Origin of the sequence: Sphingopyxis sp. P8 (assembly GCF_020622175.1) — a bacterium.
Lineage (GTDB): Bacteria > Pseudomonadota > Alphaproteobacteria > Sphingomonadales > Sphingomonadaceae > Sphingopyxis > Sphingopyxis jiangsuensis.
This window is the reverse complement of the sequence record NZ_JACNMK010000002.1, coordinates 281,196-299,094: the sequence shown is the minus strand read 5'-3', so window position 1 is coordinate 299,094 and position 17,899 is coordinate 281,196. Positions and strand designations below refer to the sequence as shown.

Genomic DNA, 17,899 nt, shown 5'->3' with positions numbered 1-17,899 from the left:
GTCAGCGCGCGCGCGCCGCCTGATGGGCAATGTCCGTCATGAGTTTGCGGAACAGGACCGCGCCTGCGGTTCCCGACGACTTCAGGGCACGCTCGCATTCGATCAGGCGGGTCATCAACCGCGCGACGCGGACCGAGTCCCAGATGTGGAGCTGCGCCGTCACCGCGTCGCGTTCCTTCCAGAACACGCCGCTGCTGCGCGCTGACACGACGGTTGCAGGATGCGCCCCGGCATCGACCTCGGCCCGCAGGCGCGCAAGCTGCATCGCGCGGATCGCGAGCGCGCGAATGATCCGGATTTCGGCAACGCCGACCGCCGCCGCGGTCGCCAGCATCTCGTGCAGCTCGCGCAGCTTGCCGCCAAGCGCGACATTGATGCACGCGCTGACGTCCTCCTCGTGCGTCGCGGCGCCAAGCGCGGCAATATCGGCGGCGGTCACCTGCCGTTGCCGGTCGGGTGCGGCATCGAGGTAGAGCGCGATCTTCTCGATCTCGCGGCGCATCAGCGCCTGATCGCCCGACACAAGGTCGACGAGCAGCTGCGCCTCTGCATTGGCAAGCCGCAATCCCTGCTCGGAAGCCGCCGCCATCGCTATGCCGACGAGCGCGCGGCGGTCGGGTTGGTAGCAGATGGCAGCGACCGCATGTGGTGCGGCTTCGACCAGCTTCACCAGTTTCGACTTGGCGGTGATCGCCGCGCCCGATGCGATGACGGGATTGATTGCGGTCTCTGCCGCAAACAGTGCTTCGACTGCGGCAAGGCAATCATCGCCATTACCGGCGATCTCGAGACGGATCACACGGCTCGGCGAAAAGAGCGACATCGACGCGGCTTCGGCGGCGAGGAGCGACGGGTCCTGCGCAAGCTGCGTTCCGCTAAGGTCGAGCCGCTCGGCCTCCTTGCCCGCGAGTCCGACAAGGTGCGCCGCGACCGCCGCCATCGTCGCGTCATCGGGACCGGTAAGCAAGGTCAGGCGGATATTCGGATCGAGCCGCGACTGGCGTTCGAGGTCGACGGGCTTGACGGACTTCATCGTCGCGACGACCGGATCACGAGGCGGGCGCTGCGGCCGGGCCTCCGCGCTGCGCATAGACCGCGAGCCGCGCAACGATCTGGTCGGCGATTCCCGAGGCGAGCCGTTCGAGCGCCGACGATTCGGCAGCGATCGTCGCATATTCGCTGCCGACCACGTCGATGCCGGCATCCTGCGCCGCCGTCGCGTCGAGCAGCACTTCGCCGGTTCCGGCGTCGACAAGCTGGTAGCGTGCGCGCAAGGTGCGCCGCTCGCGCGTCACGGCATCGTCGGCGCGCACGCCGAAACCGGTGATCGAATCCTCGAGCCGCACGTCGAGACGCAAGCGGCCGCCCGCACCCTGCCCTGCCTGCGTCGGCTGGAGCCGGTCGCGCAGCGCGTTGCGGACGAGCCATCCCGAATGCCCCTCGATCGGCGCGACATCGACATCGGCGAGCATCTGCGCGACCGCCCCCTTGCTCCCGCTGGCGTAAAGCGGGCGAAGGCCGCACCCGCCAAGGGCCAGCGCGGCGGCAACAATCGAGGCGGTGACAAGCTTATGCATCAAATACCCTCATGCCCCCTAACCCCGTTCGTGTCGAGCGAAGTCGAGACACGCTGGCGCTGCGCCAGACGCATCTCGACTTCGCTCGACACGAACGGAATTGGGAAGGGTTTGTTCCCGGTCATCCGCTCAGGGAACGATATTCACCAGTCGGTCGGGAACCACGATCACCTTCTTCGGCGCGGCCCCGCCGAGCAGTTCCGCGATGCGCGGGCGCGCCAGAGCGGCGGCTTCGGCGGCCTGCTTGTCGATGCCCTTGGCGAGCGTCATCGTGTCGCGCAGCTTACCCGCGACCTGAATCGCGATCGTCACCTCGTCGTCGACGAGCAGCGCGGGATCGGCAACGGGCCAGACGGCGTCGGCGACGAGTGCGCTCGTGCGCTGCGCCGCAGGGAGCGCGGCCCATGCCTCTTCGGCCAAGTGCGGCATCATCGGCGCGACGAGCAGGATCAGCGTCCGGCACGCCTCGGCGCGGGTGGTCGAGGGTTTCGCCTTTTCGATCTCGTTCGCCAGCGCGTGGATCTTTGCCACCGCCTTGTTGAACCCGAGCGCCTCGATATCGGCGGCGACCCCGGCGATCGCCTGGTGGAGCTTGCGTGCAAGCGGTTTGTCCTCGCCACCGTCGCCGACATTCCCGGTCTCGCCGAACAGGCGCCACAGCCGCTGGACGAAACGCCACGCGCCCTCGATTCCCGCCTCGCTCCAAGGCAGGTCGCGCTCGGGCGGACTGTCGGAGAGCATGAACCAGCGCGCCGCGTCGGCGCCATATTGGTCGAGGATCGCGTCGGGATCGACGACATTCTTCTTCGACTTCGACATCTTGATGACGCGGCCGATTTCGACCGGCGCACCATCGGCCTCGAGCGTCGCCCCGTCGGCGCCGCGCACCACCTCTTCGGGGGTGAAAAAGAGCGGCGGGAGGCCCTCGCCCTGCGGACGGCTGTAGGTTTCGTGCGTCACCATGCCCTGCGTAAACAGGCTCGCGAACGGCTCCTTGACGTCGACCATCCCGAGCTTGTTGAGCGCACGCGTCCAGAAGCGCGCGTAGAGCAGGTGCAGGATCGCATGCTCGATCCCGCCGATATATTGGTCGACGGGCAACCAGCGGCGGATGACCTCGGGATCGAAGGGCTTGTCCGAAGGCGCGCTGGCAAAGCGCAGGAAATACCAGCTCGAATCGACGAAGGTGTCGAGCGTATCGGTCTCGCGCACCGCATCGCCGCCGCACGACGGGCAGGCGACATGCTTCCACGTCGGATGGCGACCCAGCGGATTGCCGGGGACCGAGAAATCGGCGTCCTCGGGAAGCTCGACGGGAAGCTGGTCCTTGGGGACCGGAACAAGACCGCATGCGGGGCAATGGATGAAGGGGATCGGCGTACCCCAATAGCGCTGGCGCGACACGCCCCAGTCGCGCAGCCGCCATACGGTCGTGCCCTTGCCCCAGCCTTCATGTTCGGCGCGCGCGATGACCGCGGCTTTCGCCTCGTCGATGTTCATGCCGTTCAGGAAATGGCTGTTCACAAGGCGGCCGGGACCGACATAGGCCTCGTCGCCCGCGAAGCGCTGTTCGGTCTCGTCGCCATCGGCGATGACGCGGTGGACGGGCAGTTCATATTTGCGCGCGAAGTCGAGGTCGCGCTGGTCGTGCGCCGGGCATCCGAAAATCGCGCCGGTGCCATAATCCATCAGCACATAGTTCACCACCCAGACGGGCAGATGCCAGTCGGGGTCAAGCGGATGTTCGACCGACAGCCCGGTGTCGAAGCCCATCTTATCGGCGGTTTCGAGCTGTTCGGCCGAGGTGCCCTGACGGCGACATTCGGCGATGAATTCGGCAAGGCGCGGCGAATCCTTCGCCAGCTTTTCGGCGAGCGGATGGTCGGGCGAAATCGCCGTGAAGCTCGCGCCGTACAGCGTGTCAGGACGCGTCGTAAAGACGTCGAACCCCGGCTTTCCGCCGACGAGCTTGAACGAAAATTCGAGCCCCTGCGACTTGCCGATCCAGTTTTCCTGCATCAGCCGCACCTTGTCGGGCCACTGGTCGAGTTCCTTCAGCCCTTCGAGCAACTCGTCGGCAAAGTCGGTGATCTTGAGAAACCACTGCGACAGTTTTTTCTTCTCGACGAGCGCGCCCGAGCGCCAGCCGCGACCGTCGATCACCTGCTCGTTCGCGAGAACGGTCATGTCGACAGGGTCCCAGTTGACGTAGCTTTCCTTGCGATAGACGAGGCCAGCGGCGTGAAGGTCGAGGAACAGCGCCTGTTCCTGTCCATAATAGTCGGCATCGCAGGTCGCGAGCTCGCGGCTCCAGTCGATCGCGAGGCCGAGGCGCCTCAGCTGCGCGCGCATCGCGTCGATATTGGCGCGCGTCCAGCCGCCGGGGTGGACGCCCTTTTCCATCGCGGCATTTTCGGCGGGCATGCCGAAGGCGTCCCAGCCCATCGGGTGAAGCACGTCGTGTCCGGTCATCCGCTTGAAGCGCGCGAGCACGTCGCCCATCGCATAGTTGCGGACATGCCCCATATGGATGCGCCCCGACGGATAGGGGAACATTTCGAGGATATAGGCCTTGGGCTTGCCGCCCGTATCGGGCGTGGCAAAGCTGTTCGCGGCATCCCATGCCGCCTGCCAGCGAGCATCGGCGGCGAGGGCGCTAAAGCGCGTTTCGCGGGTCATGTGTCGGTTACCCCGTTGGTCTGACTTACATGATCGTCATCCCGGCGAAGGCCGGGATCTCGCCCGTGGATCATGACGCCGAGGTCGAGATCCCGGCCTTCGCCGGGATGACAGGAATGGAAATTACCCCTCGATCGCGCTGCGGCGCAGGTCGCGGGCGCGGGTGAGGATGATTTCCTCGAGCTTTTGCACCGTTGCCGCCTGAACCGGCGCATCGACCCAGGCGCCGCCCTGCGCAACCTGGCGCGATGCGGCGACGCGGAGCGCGTCGGCGCGCAGATCCTGATCGAGGATCGACACCGTGACCTTCATCCGCTCGTTCGGGTTCGAGGGGTTCGCATACCAGTCGGTAATGATCACCCCGCCCGAACTGTCGGCCTGGAGCAGCGGCATGAACGACAGCGCATCGAGCGAGGCGCGCCACAAATAGCTGTTCACGCCGATCGTCGTGACCTGCGATGCAGCAAGGTCGGCGCGCGGACGTTCCCTGCCGCCGCACGCCGAAAGGCCGAGCGCGACGAGCCCGAGCAGCGCGAGCGCGGCCGGTCGGCGACTGCGCGAAGCAAGGACGGAAAGCTGGAACATGCCGAAACACCTTATTCTGGGCACCGCCGGGCATCGAAAACGCGGCCGCGCATGCTGGATTTGTCAGCGTCTCTATCGCCCTTGCCCGCATCGGGCAAGCACGGCAATTCGGCACGCGCCACCGTTCAGTTTCCAGTCATCGAATGCTTTCGCCTGCAACCAAACTGTGGTCATTGCGCAACAATTTCGGCAAAATAGGAATGCGGTACGGTTTATGGGGTGCGAATCACTGGAATTTTGGGTGCAAGCGGCCTATCTGGTGAGTCGTAGAGGAGTCGCAGAAAGATGGCGCGTAGTTCGCGACATTATTGGAGAGGGAGCCTTGCCGTTCTGGCGGCGCTTTCGCTCGCCCTGCCCCCGGCGCTTGCGGCAATGTCGCGCGCCGAGCGGATTCTCGACACCCAGCTTTCCGAAACGCTGCTCGGCCAGTTTACGCCTGCGTCGGGCGACCCGCGGCTGATCGCCCAATATACCAAGATGTCGGCCGAGGCGCGCAGCGGCTTCCGCTTCACGCCCGCGATCACCGACGACAGTCGCAAGAATCGCGCAATCACCGTCGTGATCCGCGCACGCGACGACGCATCGAGTGCCGCGCGTACTGCCGCGCTGGCGACGGGCCGCACCAAGGCGCCGGTCGCAATCACGCCGGTGACATATGATCTGGGCGCATCGGTCGGCTATGAGAAGTTCGCAACGCCTTCGCTGCCGCGCGGCGTCGATATCGCCAACCTGCCCGTCGCGCGCGCGCCCGAGCAGGCCGAAAAGAAATCGCGCTTTGCAACGCGCATGGTCAGCCGGTCAAGCGACCCGGCGGGTGCGACCGACCGCGTGACCGCGCCCGGCGAAGACCAGACCGTCGATGTCGTGAGCAGCTATCGCCTGACCAAGAATATCGATGTCACCGCCGGCGTGCGCTATCGCCCGGGCGACCGCGTGGAGCCGCTGACCGATTCGCGCCGCGACAGTCAGGCGGTCTATGTCGGAACCGCGTTCCGCTTCTGACGCTTTTGGCGCGCGAGCGCCTTGTCCTCCCACGCCCCGATCGCTGCCCACGCCACGCGCATGCCTTGCGCAGCGACCTGCCGCTGCAGCCGCCGCGCACGCCCACGCGTCATTCCGCCGAGCGCAGCAGGGCCGGCACCGCTCGCCCGCGCGAGGCGTGCCCATTTGGCGGTACCGAGCGCGGGCGCGCTGGGGTGCGAGCGGGTCGGATAAAGCGGCGAAACGAAAGCGAGCATCGCCCCCGCTCGCTGCGTCCGGCGCGCCTCCTTCCCATCATGGACCGGCATCGAGACGATCAGGCCGTTGCGCCTGGCCTGCGCCGCGTGCCGTGCATCGCGCTGGCGCAAATGGACGCCGTCGGCTCCCCAGCGCCGTGCGGTTTCGGGGATTCCGGCGAGCAGCAATATATGTCCGCGCGCCCGCGCGATAGCAGCGAGCCGCCGCACAAGGCGCCAGCGTGCCCCTGGCACCAGCCTGTCGTGCCGCACAACGATGCCGCTCCCCGGTGGCAATGCAGCCGCGACGCGCTCGACCGGAAGCAACAGCCGCTCGTCGGTAAAAAACCACGCGACCGGAAGTGCGGCGGACAGGGGGTGGCGTCGAACCATCACCCTTCCTATAGGCGCGTCGCGGGCGGGCGCAACGCGCGCTACTGACGGGACGAGACATGGACGAAGCGACCGAAAGATTGGCGGATGTGCGTGCGACAATCGCCACCGCGGCAGCGCGCGCCAAGCGACGCGCCGATGATATCTGCCTGATTGCCGTATCGAAAACGCATGCCGCGGCGGCAATCCGGCCGTTGATCGCGGCGGGGCAGCGACATTTCGGCGAGAATCGCGTGCAGGAAGCGGCGGCCAAATGGCCCGAGCTGCGCGCAGAAGCCGCCGGACTCACGCTTCACCTGATCGGCCAGCTCCAGTCGAACAAGGCCGAGGATGCGGTGCAATTGTTCGACGCCATCCATTCGGTCGACCGCCCGTCACTCGTCGCCGCACTGGCCAAGGCGTGCGACAAGCTGGGCAAACGCCCGCAATTGTTCGTACAGGTCAATGTCGGCGACGAAGGACAAAAGGGCGGCTGTGCAGTCGCCGACCTTCCCGCGCTGCTCGCCGAAGCGCGCGCAGCGGGGCTGGAGATCGACGGGCTGATGGCGATCCCCCCCGCCGATGTCGAACCCGCTCCCTATTTCGCGCTGCTCGACGAACTTGCCGAGCGCCACAGCCTGCCGCTGCGATCGATGGGGATGAGCGGCGATTATGCGACGGCGGTGATGCTGGGCGCGACGCATGTGCGCGTCGGAACCGCGCTGTTCGGTGCGCGCGGCTGACGCGCTATTGATAGTCCACAGTCACCAAAATTCGCGCGCAATAGTCGCAGTCGTCGAGCGCGCCAACCGCGACGCGCCCCATGTCGAGCTGCGTTTCGACCTCGACGCGCAGCGGCGCGGATATTCTCGCCTGCGTCCGAGGTCCATCATGGTTAAGGCGCGGTAAAGCCGCCCGGCGCGAGAAGGGGGCGACGAGGCGCCGAGGCCCTTGCGGGGCGGTGGCCGCAGACCAATATTGGCGCGGTACAGGCGGCGCGCGCAGCGCTCCCGCCAACAGGAGTTTTCCCATGACCGACCCCAAGACCGACCGCACGCTCGACCCGATGGCGCATTATGTGCTGCGCGAAGGCGGCACCGAGCGCGCTTTTACGGGCAAATATACCGATCACAAGGATGACGGCGTCTATCGCTGCGCGGGCTGCGGCGCGCCGCTGTTCGACAGCCGGACCAAATATGACAGCGGCTCGGGCTGGCCGAGCTACACCGCCCCTGCCGACGACGCCGCGCTGACCGAGTTGACCGACACGAGCCATGGCATGGTCCGCACCGAAGTGCGCTGCGCGGCGTGCGAGGGGCATCTGGGCCATGTCTTCCCCGACGGCCCCGGTCCGAACGGCTTGCGCTATTGCATCAACAGCGCGGCGCTTGACTTCGCCGAACGCGGGAAGGATGACGTAGGAGCCGACAAGGACTGATTTTCGGGCCAAGGCACTTGCGTCACGGGCGCAGCGGAAAAAGGAACAGGCAGGTTGCGCCGCGAACGACAGCAGGCATCGTCGGGTAAATCGTCACAATCGAACGCGAAACGGACCGCTTCGTCGGGCGGCGGCGGGCCGTCGCGGCTGCGCATCTGGATCAAGCGGATCGTCCGCTGGGCGCTTGGGCTGGCGCTGGTCGGCGCGGTCGCGCTGGGCGTTGCCGTCGCGATCGCGGTGCAGCGAATGCCGAGTTTCGAGGAGCTCAAGAAATCGCCAGCCGGACAGACGATCCGCGTCCGCGCCGCCGACGGCACCGTTTTCCTGTCGCTCGGCCCCAATTACGGTCGCTGGCTGACGCTCCGCGAAACGCCCGAGGTGATGCAGGATGCGATGGTCGCGGTCGAGGACCGCCGCTTTCGCTATCACCCCGGCATCGATCCCGTCGGCATGGCGCGCGCTGCGATCGTTGCGGTGGAGAACTACGGCACCGGTCGCCGGATGCAGGGCGCATCGACGATCACGCAGCAGCTTGCGCGCAACATCTTTCTGTCGAACAGCTACACCTGGACGCGCAAGATGCGCGAAGCGGTGCTCGCGCTGGCGCTTGAATGGAAATTCTCGAAGGACGAGATTCTCGAGCTCTATCTCAACAAGGTCTATTTCGGTGGCGGCAGCTATGGCATCGACGCCGCGTCGAACAGCTTTTTCGGCCATAGCGCGACCGAAATGTCGCTGTCCGAGGCCGCGGTGATCGCGGGGCTGGTCAAGGCGCCGTCGCGCTATTCGCCGACCGCCGACGCGCAGGCGGCGCTGGGACGCGCGGGCGTCGTGCTGTCGGTGATGGTCGATGCAGGGGCCATCACGCAGGCGCAGGCCGATGCGGCGAAACCCGCCGATGTGCGGCTGGCCAAGGAGACCGGACAGAATAGCGCGCGCTATTTTACCGATTGGGCGCTGCCGCAGCTCGACATGCTGATCGACGAGGGCAGCGAGGCGCTCGACGTCTATACGACGATCGACCTCGGCATGCAGCGCGCCGCGACGGCTTCGATCCAGGCGAATACCCCTGGCAGCGTGCAAGGCGCGCTCGTGTCGCTCGATCGCGACGGGGCTGTGCGCGCCATGGTCGGCGGCACCGACTATGTCACCTCCAACTACAACCGCGCGACGCAGGCGCTGCGCCAGCCGGGGTCGGCGTGGAAGCTGTTCGTCTATATGGCGGCGCTCGAGGCGGGGTATAAGGTCGAGGACGAGGTCGTCGACGAGCCCGTGACGATCAACGGCTGGAGTCCACGCAACTCGTCGGGCCGCTTTTCCGGCGCGATCAGCCTGCGCACCGCCTTTGCCTATTCGATCAACACGATTGCCGCGAAGCTGGGCGACGAGATCGGCTTTTCGACCGTCGCCAATATGGCGCGACGGTTCGGCATCACGACGCCGGTCAACACCCATCCGTCGATGGTGCTCGGCAGCGCCGAAGTGCGCGTCATCGACATGACCGCCGCCTTTGCCGCCGTATCGCGCGGCGGCATTTCGGTTCAGCCCTATGGCATCACCAAGGTCACGACCGCGGGCGGCGAGCTTCTCTATCAACGCCCGCCCGAGCGCGGGCAGCTTCTCGTCGACAAATGGGTCGCGGCGGGAATCACCGACCTGCTCCAGACCGCGGTCAACACGGGTACGGGCCGCGCCGCGCAGATCGGCCGTCCCGTCGCGGGCAAGACCGGAACGACGTCGAGCAACAAGGACGGCTGGTTCCTCGGCTTTTCGAGCGGGCTCACGACCGGCGTGTGGATGGGACGCGACGACGCTCGCCCCGTCGGCGGGCTGCAGGGCGGACGGGCACCCGCAAAGGCCTTTGCCGACTATATGCGCATCGCGGTTGCGCGGCGCCCGGTCGAGCAGTTCGATACCGAAGTCGTGCTTCCCGAATGGCAGCTCGAGGAAGAAGGCGACGCCTATTTCGGCGAGCCCGGAGAGGAAGGCTATGTCGACGAGAACGGCATGCCGATCGAACTGCCCTATGGCGGGTCGCAGCCCGAGTTCGGCGCGCCGCCGCCACCGCAGCCCGAGGGGCCGGTGCTCGACCAGCAATGGATCGAGGAGCAGACAGGACGCCGCGCGCCGCAGCCCGAGCCCAAAGGGCCGACACCGAAAACAGTAACGCCCCCTGCTCCCAAAACGACCCCGCCGCCCAAGGCGCAACAAGCGCCACAACAGCGCGCACGCGAACCTGGAACCGACGGAATCTATTAGGCGGTAAAGCGGTAGCGATGGAGCGCGCGCCCTTCGCGGCGCAGCCATTGCCGCGCCGCGCCGACATCGCCGTCGTGAAGCCTGTCGACGAGCGCGTGGAAATCGGCACCATGGTCCATATGGCGCAAATGGGCGACCTCGTGCGCCACGGTCGCGCGGCGGACATGATCGGGCGCCATCACGAGCCGCCAGCTGTAGCGCAGATCGCCGTTCGCGGTGCAGCTGCCCCAGCGGCTGCGCGGATCGCCCACGCCGACGCGCCCCACCCTGAGCCCGGCCGACGCGGCGATCGCCCGGCTTTCGCGATCGAGCAGCGCGCGCGCCTCGGCCTTCAGCCAGCGTTCGATGCGGCGGCCGACGGTTTCGGCGGGGCCGCCGACACCGAGCCGGTCGGCGTCGAGGCGCACAATCCGCGGCGCCTTTGCTTCCCAGTCGACGCGGCGCGCAATCCCGAAGACCGGCACCGCCGCGCCGGGGCCGACGAGCACGGGCGCTGCCGCCTTGCCCGCTTGCTCGCGCAGCCACTCCTGCTGTTCGCTCGCCCATTTGATCGCGCGGGCCGTACTCGACCGGCGCGGGAGGGTCAGGCGCAATTCGCCACGCGCCGCGTCGAGAATGAGCCGGTACCGACGCGCGCGCGCATGGGCGACGATGCGGACCGGCCACGGCGTATCGCCGATCCAGATGTGGGGGCCATCGGGCGCGAAGTCAGACGACGCGTTCGACAAGATGATTCTCGAGCGGTCCGGCGACGTCTTCGCCGACCGTCCAGCCGACGATCGATTCACCGGCCCGGTGAACCGCATCGCGGTCGCCGCAGACGAGATAATGCCAGTCGGGAAGCGAAAGCCCCTCGGCACGCAGGCGATAGGCGCAACTTTGCGGCAGCCATTCGATGTCGCCGACCTTTGCCTTGGTCAGCGTCAGACAGTCGGGAACGTGGCGCCGGCGATGTTTATAGTCGCCGCAGCGTGCGGTCTTGAGGTCAAGCAGGCGGCACGCGACATTCGTCGGATAGATGCGCCCCGTATCGGCATCCTCCAGCTTGTGGAGGCAGCATTTCCCGCACCCGTCGCACAAAGCTTCCCACTGCCCCGCGTCGAGGCTGGCGAGCGGCGCCTCCCAAAAGGGCGGCGCTGCCAAGGTCGGCGTTACTTCACCCATTTTTCCAGCTCGGCGGCGACCGCATCGGGGGTGCCTTCATCGGCATCGGTCGATGGATCGTCGAGCGGAAGCAGCGCCAGTGGCTTGCCTTCGGGATCCATTAGGAAGGCCAGCTGGCTATGCGCCATCAGATAGCGGTCGGGCGCCGACCCTTCGACCTTGTTATAGGTAACGACAAAGGCCTTTGCCGCAGCGGCAATCTGTTCGGGCGTCCCCGTGAGGCCGAGCAGCCGGGGGTGATAGCGCGCCACGAAAGGCTTGAGCGCCTCGGGGGTGTCGCGGGCAGGGTCGACGGTGACGAAGAGCGGTTGGATCTTCGCGCCGCGCTCGGGCGCCGCTTTCTCGAACTGCGTGAGGCCGCGCATCAGCTTTTGCAAGTCGATCGGGCAGATATCGGGGCAGAAGCTGTAGCCGAAATAGAGCAACCGATATTTGCCCGCAAAGTCGGTGTCGCTGACGCTGTTGCCATCCTGATCGACGAGTGTGAACGGGCCGCCGATGCGCGCACCCTCGAGCGGCGGGCGCGCGGGCGGCGCTTCGGCGGGGCCGCCGCATGACGCGAGAGCGGAAGCCAAAACCAGCATCAGGCTTGCACGGACCAGCCTTTGTCCCATATTTGCGAAGTTCATCATGCAGCCAGCCTTGGTCGGCTAGGTAGCGAAAATCAACCTTTGTCGTCGCGCGTGCGGCGCTTGCCTGTGGGGGCCCTTTCATGTTTCGTCGCGCGGAATTCCGCCTCGCCGCTTATCTGCTGTTCGCCGCCGCCGTTGGCAGCGCCCTTGTAGCGTCGCCCGCCAGCGCACAGTTCCGCGGCGGCTACGCCTTTTTGCAAGCAGTCGACAACCGCGACGGGACCAAGGCAACCGAAGCGATCAATGACGATCCGGCGCTCATCAACACGCGCCATCCCGACAATGGCGAGACGGCGCTGGCGATCGTGACCAAGCGCCGCGACACGACCTGGCTGCGCTTCCTCCTCGGCAAGAGCGCCGATCCGGGGATTGCCGACCGGCAAGGGATGACGCCGCTGATGCACGCCGCCCTCCTCAACTATACCGAAGGCGCCGAATATCTGGCCGACGGCGGCGCGCCGATCGATCAAACGAACCGCCGCGGCGAAACCGCGCTGATCCTGGCGGTCCAGTCGCGCAACGTCGCGATGGTCCGTTTTCTTGTGCGGCGCGGCGCCAATCCCGACAAGGCCGATCATATCGCGGGGCTTTCGGCACGCGATTATGCCAAGCGCGACGACCGCACCGGACAGATCATCGCGCTGCTCGATGCCAAGGCGGACACCGCCGAGCGCGACTTCGGACCGACCTTCGGCCCCGAGTGACCAGTACAATGTGATGTGGATATTGACTTTCACATTGAAATGTGAAAATTCGCCAGCATGTCCACGCAACTCATCGAGCGAATCCGCTCCATCGTAGAAGACGGGTCGGTGACCCGCTCGGGCCTCGCGCGCGCCGCTGGCCTACACGCCAACAGCCTTCGCGACCTCGATTCGGACGGTTGGAATCCCACCGCCGAAACGCTCCGCAAGCTGGAAAACTGGCTCGCCCACGGCAGCGACCTGTCGCCGATGGCGACGCCGGAGGAGATTATTGCCGAGGCGCGCAACGGCCGCATGTTCATTCTTGTCGACGACGAGGATCGCGAGAATGAAGGCGACCTGATCATCCCCGCGCAGATGGCGACGCCCGATTCGATCAATTTCATGGCAACGCACGGTCGCGGGCTCATCTGCCTGACCCTGACGCGCGAGCGGGTCGAAGCTTTGGGGCTCGAATTGATGAGCCGCAACAATCGCTCACGCCACGGCACCGCCTTCACGACGTCGATTGAGGCACGCGAGGGAATCGACACGGGGATATCGGCGGCCGACCGCGCGCGAACCGTGTCGGTGGCGATCGATGCCGCCAAGGGCCGCGACGACATCGTCACGCCCGGTCACGTCTTTCCCTTGATCGCGCGCGATGGCGGCGTCCTGGTCCGCGCCGGGCATACCGAGGCAGCGGTCGACATCAGCCGGTTGGCAGGGCTCAACCCGTCGGCGGTCATCTGCGAAGTGATGAACGACGACGGCACGATGGCGCGGCTCGACGACCTTATCCCTTTTGCGCGGCGTCACGGCATGAAAATCGGCACGATCGCCGACCTGATCGCCTATCGCAGCCGCACCGACCGGCTTGTCGAATGCGTGGCGGACGAACCGTTCGAGTCCGACTATGGCGGCGACTGGCGGCTCAAATCCTATCGCAACAAAGTCGACGGCAGCGTCAATCTGGTGCTCCAGAAGGGCGCGGTCGATCCTGAAGGCGTGACCTTGGTCCGCATGCACAAAGTGTCGCTGCTCGACGACATCATGGGGCGTCCCGGACCGCGCAAGCGCCGGCTTCAGCGCTCGATGCAGGCGATCGGCGAAGCCGGGTCGGGGGTCATCGTGCTATTGCTGCGCCCGCTTCCCGGAGCCGAAGATCCCGAAGCGGCTGCCCCGGCCGACGGCAAGGAGCTTCGCACCTATGGCATCGGCGCGCAGATCCTTGCCGACCTTGGCGTCCATGCGATGGAACTGCTGACGCCGACGCACAGCAATATCGTCGGGCTCGAGGGCTATGGCCTGTCGGTCGTCGGCGAACGCGCAATTCCGGGGGAGAGCGAATAATGGCGCATGTCCTGATCGCCGAAGCACGTTTCTACAGCCATCTCAACGATATGCTGCTCGACGGTGTGCGCAGCGCGCTCGAAACCGAAGGGCATAGCCACGAGACGGTGACCGTTCCCGGCGCACTCGAACTGCCCGCCGCGATTTCGCTTGCCGCAGACAGCGGGCGCTATGACGCCTATGTCGCGCTCGGCGTCGTCATCCGTGGCGAAACCTATCATTTCGAGGTGGTGTCGAACGAAAGCGCGCGCGGCATCATGGCATTGACGCTCGACGGGCTCGCCATCGGCAACGGCATCTTGACCGTCGAAAATGAAGAACAGGCGCTTGCACGCGCCGACAAGACGCGCAAGGATAAGGGCGGTGAAGCGGCGAAGGCCGCGCTCGCGATGCTCGCGCTGAAGGAACAGTTCGGAATTGGTTGATCGACCACCCCCCAGCCGCCTTTCCGTTGTCGAACGCGACGGGCGGCTGGTGGTCGTCGATCGCAAGACGGGCAAGACCCCGCCGAGCGCGGCCGAGCGCATGGCCGAACATGACCGCCGCCGCGGATACGAGGCCGAACGTCCACCGCTCCCCGAGCCGGTTTCCGAAGCCTTCGTCGAACCTGCGCCGCCACCCAGGAAAATAGCCGCGCCCGCGGCTTCGGTCCGCGCCGCGAAGCACGAAGCCGACGCGGCCGCGCGCGGACGCACGGCCGACATGCGCGGCGAGCCAAAGCGCAATCCGTGGGGCGAGCAGAAGCAGCGCAATCGGCCCGAACCGGCACCCGCTCCTGCCGCGGCGCGCGCGCGAATCGCCGCGCGCGTCGCCACATCGGCGCCCGGTCGCAAGACCATCGTCACGGGCAAATGGTGGGACGAAAAGGGGCCGCGGACGATCGACCTTGGCCCCAAGGGTCAACAGGTGCTGAGCGGCGGGTTCGTCACGCTGGCAATCGTCGCCGCGGTCTTTGCGATTACCTTGCTGCTGATCCAGCCTGTCCTGCTCTTCATCGTCGCCTTTCTCGCTTTCCAGTTCGGCGGCAAGGCGTTGGCGCCGCTCGGCGCGTCGATCGTCGACAAGGCGCTCGCCGAGCGACATTAGCCTTTGATTTTACACCGACAGGCAATGCGCCCCCGCCTTCGCGGGGGCACAAGATGCGTTACGCCGCCTCAAGCGCCGGATAGTCGATATAGCCCTCCGGACCCGGCGAATACCAGGTTTTCGGATTGTCGGCGGCCCATGGCGCGCCCGTCCGGATGCGTTCGACAAGATCGGGGTTGCCGATGAACGGCCGCCCGAAGGCGATGGCATCGGCAATGCCGTCGGCAAGCGCGGCTTCGGCGTTCGCTGTGTCATAGTCGCTGTTGAGGATCAGCGGCCCCTTGAACGCCGCGCGAATCGAGGGCGACTGTTTCGGCACGTCGGTCCGCCCGAATGTACCGTCAGGACCGGGCTCGCGCAGTTCAAGGAAGGCAATGCCGAGCTTGTCGAGCGCCGCGGCGGCGACCGGGAAGAGCTTGTCGGGCGCGCTGTCGTCGACGCCCTGCGTGTCGCCGTTGGGCGACAGGCGCACTGCGACGCGGTCGGCGCCCCAGACGCCGATCAGCGCCTCGGTCACTTCACGGAGCAGGCGGATGCGGTTCTCGACCGGGCCGCCATAATCGTCGTCGCGCAAATTGCTGTTGTTGCGCAGGAACTGGTCGATCAGATAACCGTTCGCGCCGTGGAGCTGGACGCCGTCGAAGCCCGCCTTTTTGGCGTTTTCGGCAGCATGGGCATAGTCGGCGATCACGCGCGGGATTTCGTCGAGCCGCAGCGGGCGCGCGACCTCATAGTCGAGCCGCCCGACGGACGTGTGCGCCTGCCCGGGCGCCTTCGTCGCCGACGCCGACACCGGCGGCTTGCCGTCGTTGAACACCGAATGGACGACGCGCCCCATGTGCCAGAGCTGCGCGACGATCCGCCCGCCCGCTTCGTGCACCGCATCGGTCACCGGCTTCCAGCCTTCGACCTGCGCGTCGGTCCAAAGCCCCGGCGCATTGGGCCAGCCGAGTCCCTCCTGCGAGATCCCCGTCGCTTCCGAAATGATCAGCCCCGCCGACGCGCGCTGTCGGTAATATTCGCGCGCCAGCTCGTTGGGCACGAAGCCCGGGCCGGCGCGACCACGCGTCAGCGGCGCCATGATGATGCGGTTGGGCGCGTCGATCGCGCCAAGCTTGATCGGATCGAAGAGCGAGGGGGCTGAGGCCATTATTGCTTACCTTTCACTTTCTTCGCGACGGCGCTGCGGGCCGCCGCTATTGGGCTCGAAAGCTATGGACGCGGCGCGGCGATGACAACAGCAAGTAGCAAAAGAAAATCTAAATGAACGAGAAGGCCCCCGCTCCCGACACCGCCCCGGTCGCGGCAACCGTGAGCCGCTGGGCCTTTGCGGCGCTCGTCGGCGGCAACCTTGCGCTCTCGCTCACCGCAATGGTCGTGCGCTATGCCGATACCGGGCCGGTGGCGTCGGCGATGTGGCGGCTGCTTCTCGCGCTTCCCTTCCTGGCCCTCCTCGCGTGGCGCGAAACGGGCGGGCGGGCTCCGTCGAACCGCGCGCTGTGGATCGCGGGCGGCGCAGGCATCTTCTTCGCTTTCGACCTTGCCGCATGGCATATCGGAATCCTCCAGACCAAGGTCGCCAACGCGACCTTGTTCGGCAACAGCGCGAGCCTGTTCCTCGTCCTGTGGGCCATATTGATCTCGCGCATGCTGCCGCGCGGGTGGCAGGCGCTTGCCGTGCTGCTCGCCTTTGCCGGGTCGGCGCTGCTGATGGGGCAAAGCTATGAGGCGTCGACGCAATATCTGGTCGGCGACCTGTTCAGCCTGCTCGCGGGCGCACTCTATACGGGCTATGTCCTGCTGATGCAGCGCGTGCGCGGCGAGATCGGACCGTGGTCGGCGCTCGCCTGGTCGTCGGGCGCGGGCATTCCCATCCTGCTCGGCACGGCGCTGCTGCTGGGCGAGGCGATCCTGCCGCACAATTGGACCCCGCTCATCCTGCTCGCCGCGATGAGCCAGATCGTCGGGCAGGGCCTGCTCATCTGGGCGCTCCCGCGCTTCTCGCCGCTCGTCGTCGGGCTGACATTGCTTGTCCAGCCGGTGGTCGCGGCGCTCGCGGGATGGATCGCGTTCGGTGAGGGGCTGAGTGCAGGCGATGTCGCGGGCGGGCTGATGGTGGCGGCGGCGCTCGTGCTGATACGGTTGCCGAACCGCCGCGCGAAGCCTATCGAAGCCTGATGGCCTCGATCCTGCCCGCCGACCCGACGCTCGACGAGATTCGCGCCGCGCTCGCGCCGCTCATCGCGCAGAATGCCGCGTTCGACGGCTTTGGCGACGCTGCGCTTGCTGCGGCGGCTGAACGGCTGGGGATCGACCCCGACGTCGCGCGGCTCGCCTTTCCGGGCGGTGGGCGCGACATGGTCGACGCCTGGTTCGCCGACATCGATGCAAGCATGGCGGCGAAATGCCCCGCCGGAAAGCTCGCCGAAATGAAAATCCGTGTGCGCATCGTAACGCTCGTTGAAACTCGGCTGGAACTGATCGCCCCCTATCGCGAATCGCTGCGCCGCGCGCTCGCGCTACTCGCGCTCCCGACCAACGCACCGCACGCCGCGCGGCTTGGCTGGCGGAGCGTCGATATGATGTGGCGCCTCGCAGGCGACACCGCGACCGACTATAATCACTACAGCAAGCGCGCGATCCTCGGCAGCGTCTATGGTGCCACGATCGCGGTCTTCCTGAATGACGAGAGCGAGGATTTCGCCGACACGCGCGCCTTTCTGTCGCGGCGGATCGACGGTGTGATGCGCTTCGAGGCGTGGAAGCATCGGCGCGCTGCACGAAAGACCGACCGGCCGAGCCTCGCGCGCTTCATCGGACGGCTGCGCTACCCGGGACGCTGACCTTCGCATAA

19 protein-coding genes are annotated in these 17,899 nt (G+C 66.6%); 10 read left to right on the top strand and 9 right to left on the bottom strand.

The features are described from left to right. Position 1 precedes the first annotated feature (1 nt). From holA to H7692_RS09935, 4 genes are all read right to left on the bottom strand, one after another. Positions 2-1,033: a DNA polymerase III subunit delta gene (holA, locus tag H7692_RS09950; protein WP_201928419.1), complete on the bottom strand. Its 1,032-nt coding sequence runs from the start codon at positions 1,031-1,033 to the stop codon at positions 2-4. Between the two features lie 16 nt (positions 1,034-1,049). Next, complete coding sequence (lptE, locus tag H7692_RS09945; RefSeq protein WP_201928420.1) at positions 1,050-1,577, bottom strand: LPS assembly lipoprotein LptE; 528 nt, start codon at positions 1,575-1,577, stop codon at positions 1,050-1,052. Between the two features lie 129 nt (positions 1,578-1,706). Further along, positions 1,707-4,256 (bottom strand): leucine--tRNA ligase, encoded by a 2,550-nt coding sequence (leuS, locus tag H7692_RS09940; RefSeq protein ID WP_201928421.1) that lies wholly within the window; start codon positions 4,254-4,256, stop codon positions 1,707-1,709. Between the two features lie 123 nt (positions 4,257-4,379). Then, the gene (locus tag H7692_RS09935; RefSeq protein ID WP_201928422.1) at positions 4,380-4,841 is read right to left on the bottom strand and encodes a DUF3576 domain-containing protein; all 462 of its coding nucleotides are present in this window, start codon (positions 4,839-4,841) and stop codon (positions 4,380-4,382) included. 285 nt (positions 4,842-5,126) lie between these two features. On the opposite strand from H7692_RS09935, the gene H7692_RS09930 reads away from it, so the two are divergent. After that, positions 5,127-5,843, top strand: a complete 717-nt coding sequence (locus H7692_RS09930; RefSeq protein ID WP_201928423.1) for a hypothetical protein — start codon at positions 5,127-5,129, stop codon at positions 5,841-5,843. On the opposite strand, the gene H7692_RS09925 is transcribed toward H7692_RS09930, so the two are convergent. Continuing rightward, a complete protein-coding gene (locus H7692_RS09925; protein WP_201928424.1) occupies positions 5,816-6,451 on the bottom strand; it encodes a thiamine phosphate synthase in 636 nt (211 codons plus the stop codon). The two genes, H7692_RS09930 and H7692_RS09925, sit on opposite strands and share 28 nt — an antisense overlap. A 59-nt stretch (positions 6,452-6,510) precedes the next feature. Here H7692_RS09925 and H7692_RS09920 point away from each other — a divergent pair, with 59 nt between their 5' ends. From H7692_RS09920 to H7692_RS09910, 3 genes are all read left to right on the top strand, one after another. Further along, the gene (locus tag H7692_RS09920; RefSeq protein WP_201928425.1) at positions 6,511-7,173 is read left to right on the top strand and encodes a YggS family pyridoxal phosphate-dependent enzyme; all 663 of its coding nucleotides are present in this window, start codon (positions 6,511-6,513) and stop codon (positions 7,171-7,173) included. 287 nt (positions 7,174-7,460) lie between these two features. Beyond that, positions 7,461-7,868, top strand: a complete 408-nt coding sequence (gene msrB / locus H7692_RS09915; protein WP_222136730.1) for a peptide-methionine (R)-S-oxide reductase MsrB — start codon at positions 7,461-7,463, stop codon at positions 7,866-7,868. 54 nt (positions 7,869-7,922) lie between these two features. After that, complete coding sequence (locus H7692_RS09910) at positions 7,923-10,127, top strand: transglycosylase domain-containing protein (RefSeq protein ID WP_201928427.1); 2,205 nt, start codon at positions 7,923-7,925, stop codon at positions 10,125-10,127. On the opposite strand, the gene H7692_RS09905 is transcribed toward H7692_RS09910, so the two are convergent. The 3 genes from H7692_RS09905 to H7692_RS09895 are packed head-to-tail and all read right to left on the bottom strand — an operon-like array spanning position 10,124 to position 11,923. Further along, on the bottom strand, positions 10,124-10,855 hold the full coding sequence (locus H7692_RS09905; RefSeq protein ID WP_261312265.1) for a M48 family metallopeptidase: 732 nt from the start codon (positions 10,853-10,855) through the stop codon (positions 10,124-10,126). The two genes, H7692_RS09910 and H7692_RS09905, sit on opposite strands and share 4 nt — an antisense overlap. Then, positions 10,836-11,291 carry a YcgN family cysteine cluster protein gene (locus H7692_RS09900; RefSeq protein ID WP_201928429.1) on the bottom strand — a complete coding sequence of 152 codons (456 nt, stop codon included), beginning with the start codon at positions 11,289-11,291 and terminating at the stop codon, positions 10,836-10,838. Before H7692_RS09900 ends, H7692_RS09905 begins: the two co-directional genes overlap by 20 nt. Continuing rightward, the gene (locus H7692_RS09895; protein WP_222136726.1) at positions 11,279-11,923 is read right to left on the bottom strand and encodes an SCO family protein; all 645 of its coding nucleotides are present in this window, start codon (positions 11,921-11,923) and stop codon (positions 11,279-11,281) included. The genes H7692_RS09900 and H7692_RS09895 overlap by 13 nt, the downstream gene beginning before the upstream one ends. Before the next feature lie 80 nt (positions 11,924-12,003). Here H7692_RS09895 and H7692_RS09890 point away from each other — a divergent pair, with 80 nt between their 5' ends. Genes H7692_RS09890 through H7692_RS09875 form a run of 4 tightly spaced genes read left to right on the top strand, consistent with a single transcriptional unit; the run spans position 12,004 to position 15,045 of the window. Beyond that, entirely contained in the window at positions 12,004-12,627 is a 624-nt protein-coding gene (locus H7692_RS09890) for an ankyrin repeat domain-containing protein (RefSeq protein ID WP_222136724.1), read from the top strand. Positions 12,628-12,684: 57 nt separating this feature from the next. Continuing rightward, positions 12,685-13,959 (top strand): 3,4-dihydroxy-2-butanone-4-phosphate synthase, encoded by a 1,275-nt coding sequence (ribB, locus tag H7692_RS09885; RefSeq protein ID WP_222136722.1) that lies wholly within the window; start codon positions 12,685-12,687, stop codon positions 13,957-13,959. Beyond that, positions 13,959-14,384 carry a 6,7-dimethyl-8-ribityllumazine synthase gene (gene ribH, locus H7692_RS09880; RefSeq protein ID WP_222136720.1) on the top strand — a complete coding sequence of 142 codons (426 nt, stop codon included), beginning with the start codon at positions 13,959-13,961 and terminating at the stop codon, positions 14,382-14,384. The genes ribB and ribH overlap by 1 nt, the downstream gene beginning before the upstream one ends. Further along, complete coding sequence (locus H7692_RS09875; protein WP_222136719.1) at positions 14,377-15,045, top strand: hypothetical protein; 669 nt, start codon at positions 14,377-14,379, stop codon at positions 15,043-15,045. The genes ribH and H7692_RS09875 overlap by 8 nt, the downstream gene beginning before the upstream one ends. Positions 15,046-15,103: 58 nt before the next feature. Here H7692_RS09875 and H7692_RS09870 read toward each other — a convergent pair whose 3' ends face one another. Next, positions 15,104-16,195 carry an alkene reductase gene (locus H7692_RS09870; RefSeq protein WP_222136717.1) on the bottom strand — a complete coding sequence of 364 codons (1,092 nt, stop codon included), beginning with the start codon at positions 16,193-16,195 and terminating at the stop codon, positions 15,104-15,106. Between the two features lie 113 nt (positions 16,196-16,308). Between H7692_RS09870 and H7692_RS09865 the strand changes: the two genes are divergently transcribed. Beyond that, on the top strand, positions 16,309-17,223 hold the full coding sequence (locus H7692_RS09865; protein ID WP_222136715.1) for a DMT family transporter: 915 nt from the start codon (positions 16,309-16,311) through the stop codon (positions 17,221-17,223). Further along, entirely contained in the window at positions 17,223-17,888 is a 666-nt protein-coding gene (locus tag H7692_RS09860) for a COQ9 family protein (protein ID WP_227340107.1), read from the top strand. Before H7692_RS09865 ends, H7692_RS09860 begins: the two co-directional genes overlap by 1 nt. Positions 17,889-17,899: the final 11 nt, after the last annotated feature.

Excerpts from the sequence above, each read along its gene's own strand:
- msrB (WP_222136730.1), top strand. The coding sequence starts at position 7,461 with ATGACCGACCCCAAGACCGACCGCACGCTCGACCCGATGGCGCATTAT.
- H7692_RS09920 (WP_201928425.1), top strand. The coding sequence starts at position 6,511 with ATGGACGAAGCGACCGAAAGATTGGCGGATGTGCGTGCGACAATCGCC.
- H7692_RS09930 (WP_201928423.1), top strand. The coding sequence starts at position 5,127 with ATGGCGCGTAGTTCGCGACATTATTGGAGAGGGAGCCTTGCCGTTCTG.
- H7692_RS09900 (WP_201928429.1), bottom strand. The coding sequence starts at position 11,291 with ATGGGTGAAGTAACGCCGACCTTGGCAGCGCCGCCCTTTTGGGAGGCG.
- H7692_RS09895 (WP_222136726.1), bottom strand. The coding sequence starts at position 11,923 with ATGATGAACTTCGCAAATATGGGACAAAGGCTGGTCCGTGCAAGCCTG.
- H7692_RS09865 (WP_222136715.1), top strand. The coding sequence starts at position 16,309 with ATGAACGAGAAGGCCCCCGCTCCCGACACCGCCCCGGTCGCGGCAACC.
- H7692_RS09925 (WP_201928424.1), bottom strand. The coding sequence starts at position 6,451 with ATGGTTCGACGCCACCCCCTGTCCGCCGCACTTCCGGTCGCGTGGTTT.
- lptE (WP_201928420.1), bottom strand. The coding sequence starts at position 1,577 with ATGCATAAGCTTGTCACCGCCTCGATTGTTGCCGCCGCGCTGGCCCTT.
- ribH (WP_222136720.1), top strand. The coding sequence starts at position 13,959 with ATGGCGCATGTCCTGATCGCCGAAGCACGTTTCTACAGCCATCTCAAC.
- H7692_RS09860 (WP_227340107.1), top strand. The coding sequence starts at position 17,223 with ATGGCCTCGATCCTGCCCGCCGACCCGACGCTCGACGAGATTCGCGCC.
- leuS (WP_201928421.1), bottom strand. The coding sequence starts at position 4,256 with ATGACCCGCGAAACGCGCTTTAGCGCCCTCGCCGCCGATGCTCGCTGG.
- ribB (WP_222136722.1), top strand. The coding sequence starts at position 12,685 with ATGTCCACGCAACTCATCGAGCGAATCCGCTCCATCGTAGAAGACGGG.
- H7692_RS09935 (WP_201928422.1), bottom strand. The coding sequence starts at position 4,841 with ATGTTCCAGCTTTCCGTCCTTGCTTCGCGCAGTCGCCGACCGGCCGCG.
- H7692_RS09870 (WP_222136717.1), bottom strand. The coding sequence starts at position 16,195 with ATGGCCTCAGCCCCCTCGCTCTTCGATCCGATCAAGCTTGGCGCGATC.
- holA (WP_201928419.1), bottom strand. The coding sequence starts at position 1,033 with ATGAAGTCCGTCAAGCCCGTCGACCTCGAACGCCAGTCGCGGCTCGAT.
- H7692_RS09890 (WP_222136724.1), top strand. The coding sequence starts at position 12,004 with ATGTTTCGTCGCGCGGAATTCCGCCTCGCCGCTTATCTGCTGTTCGCC.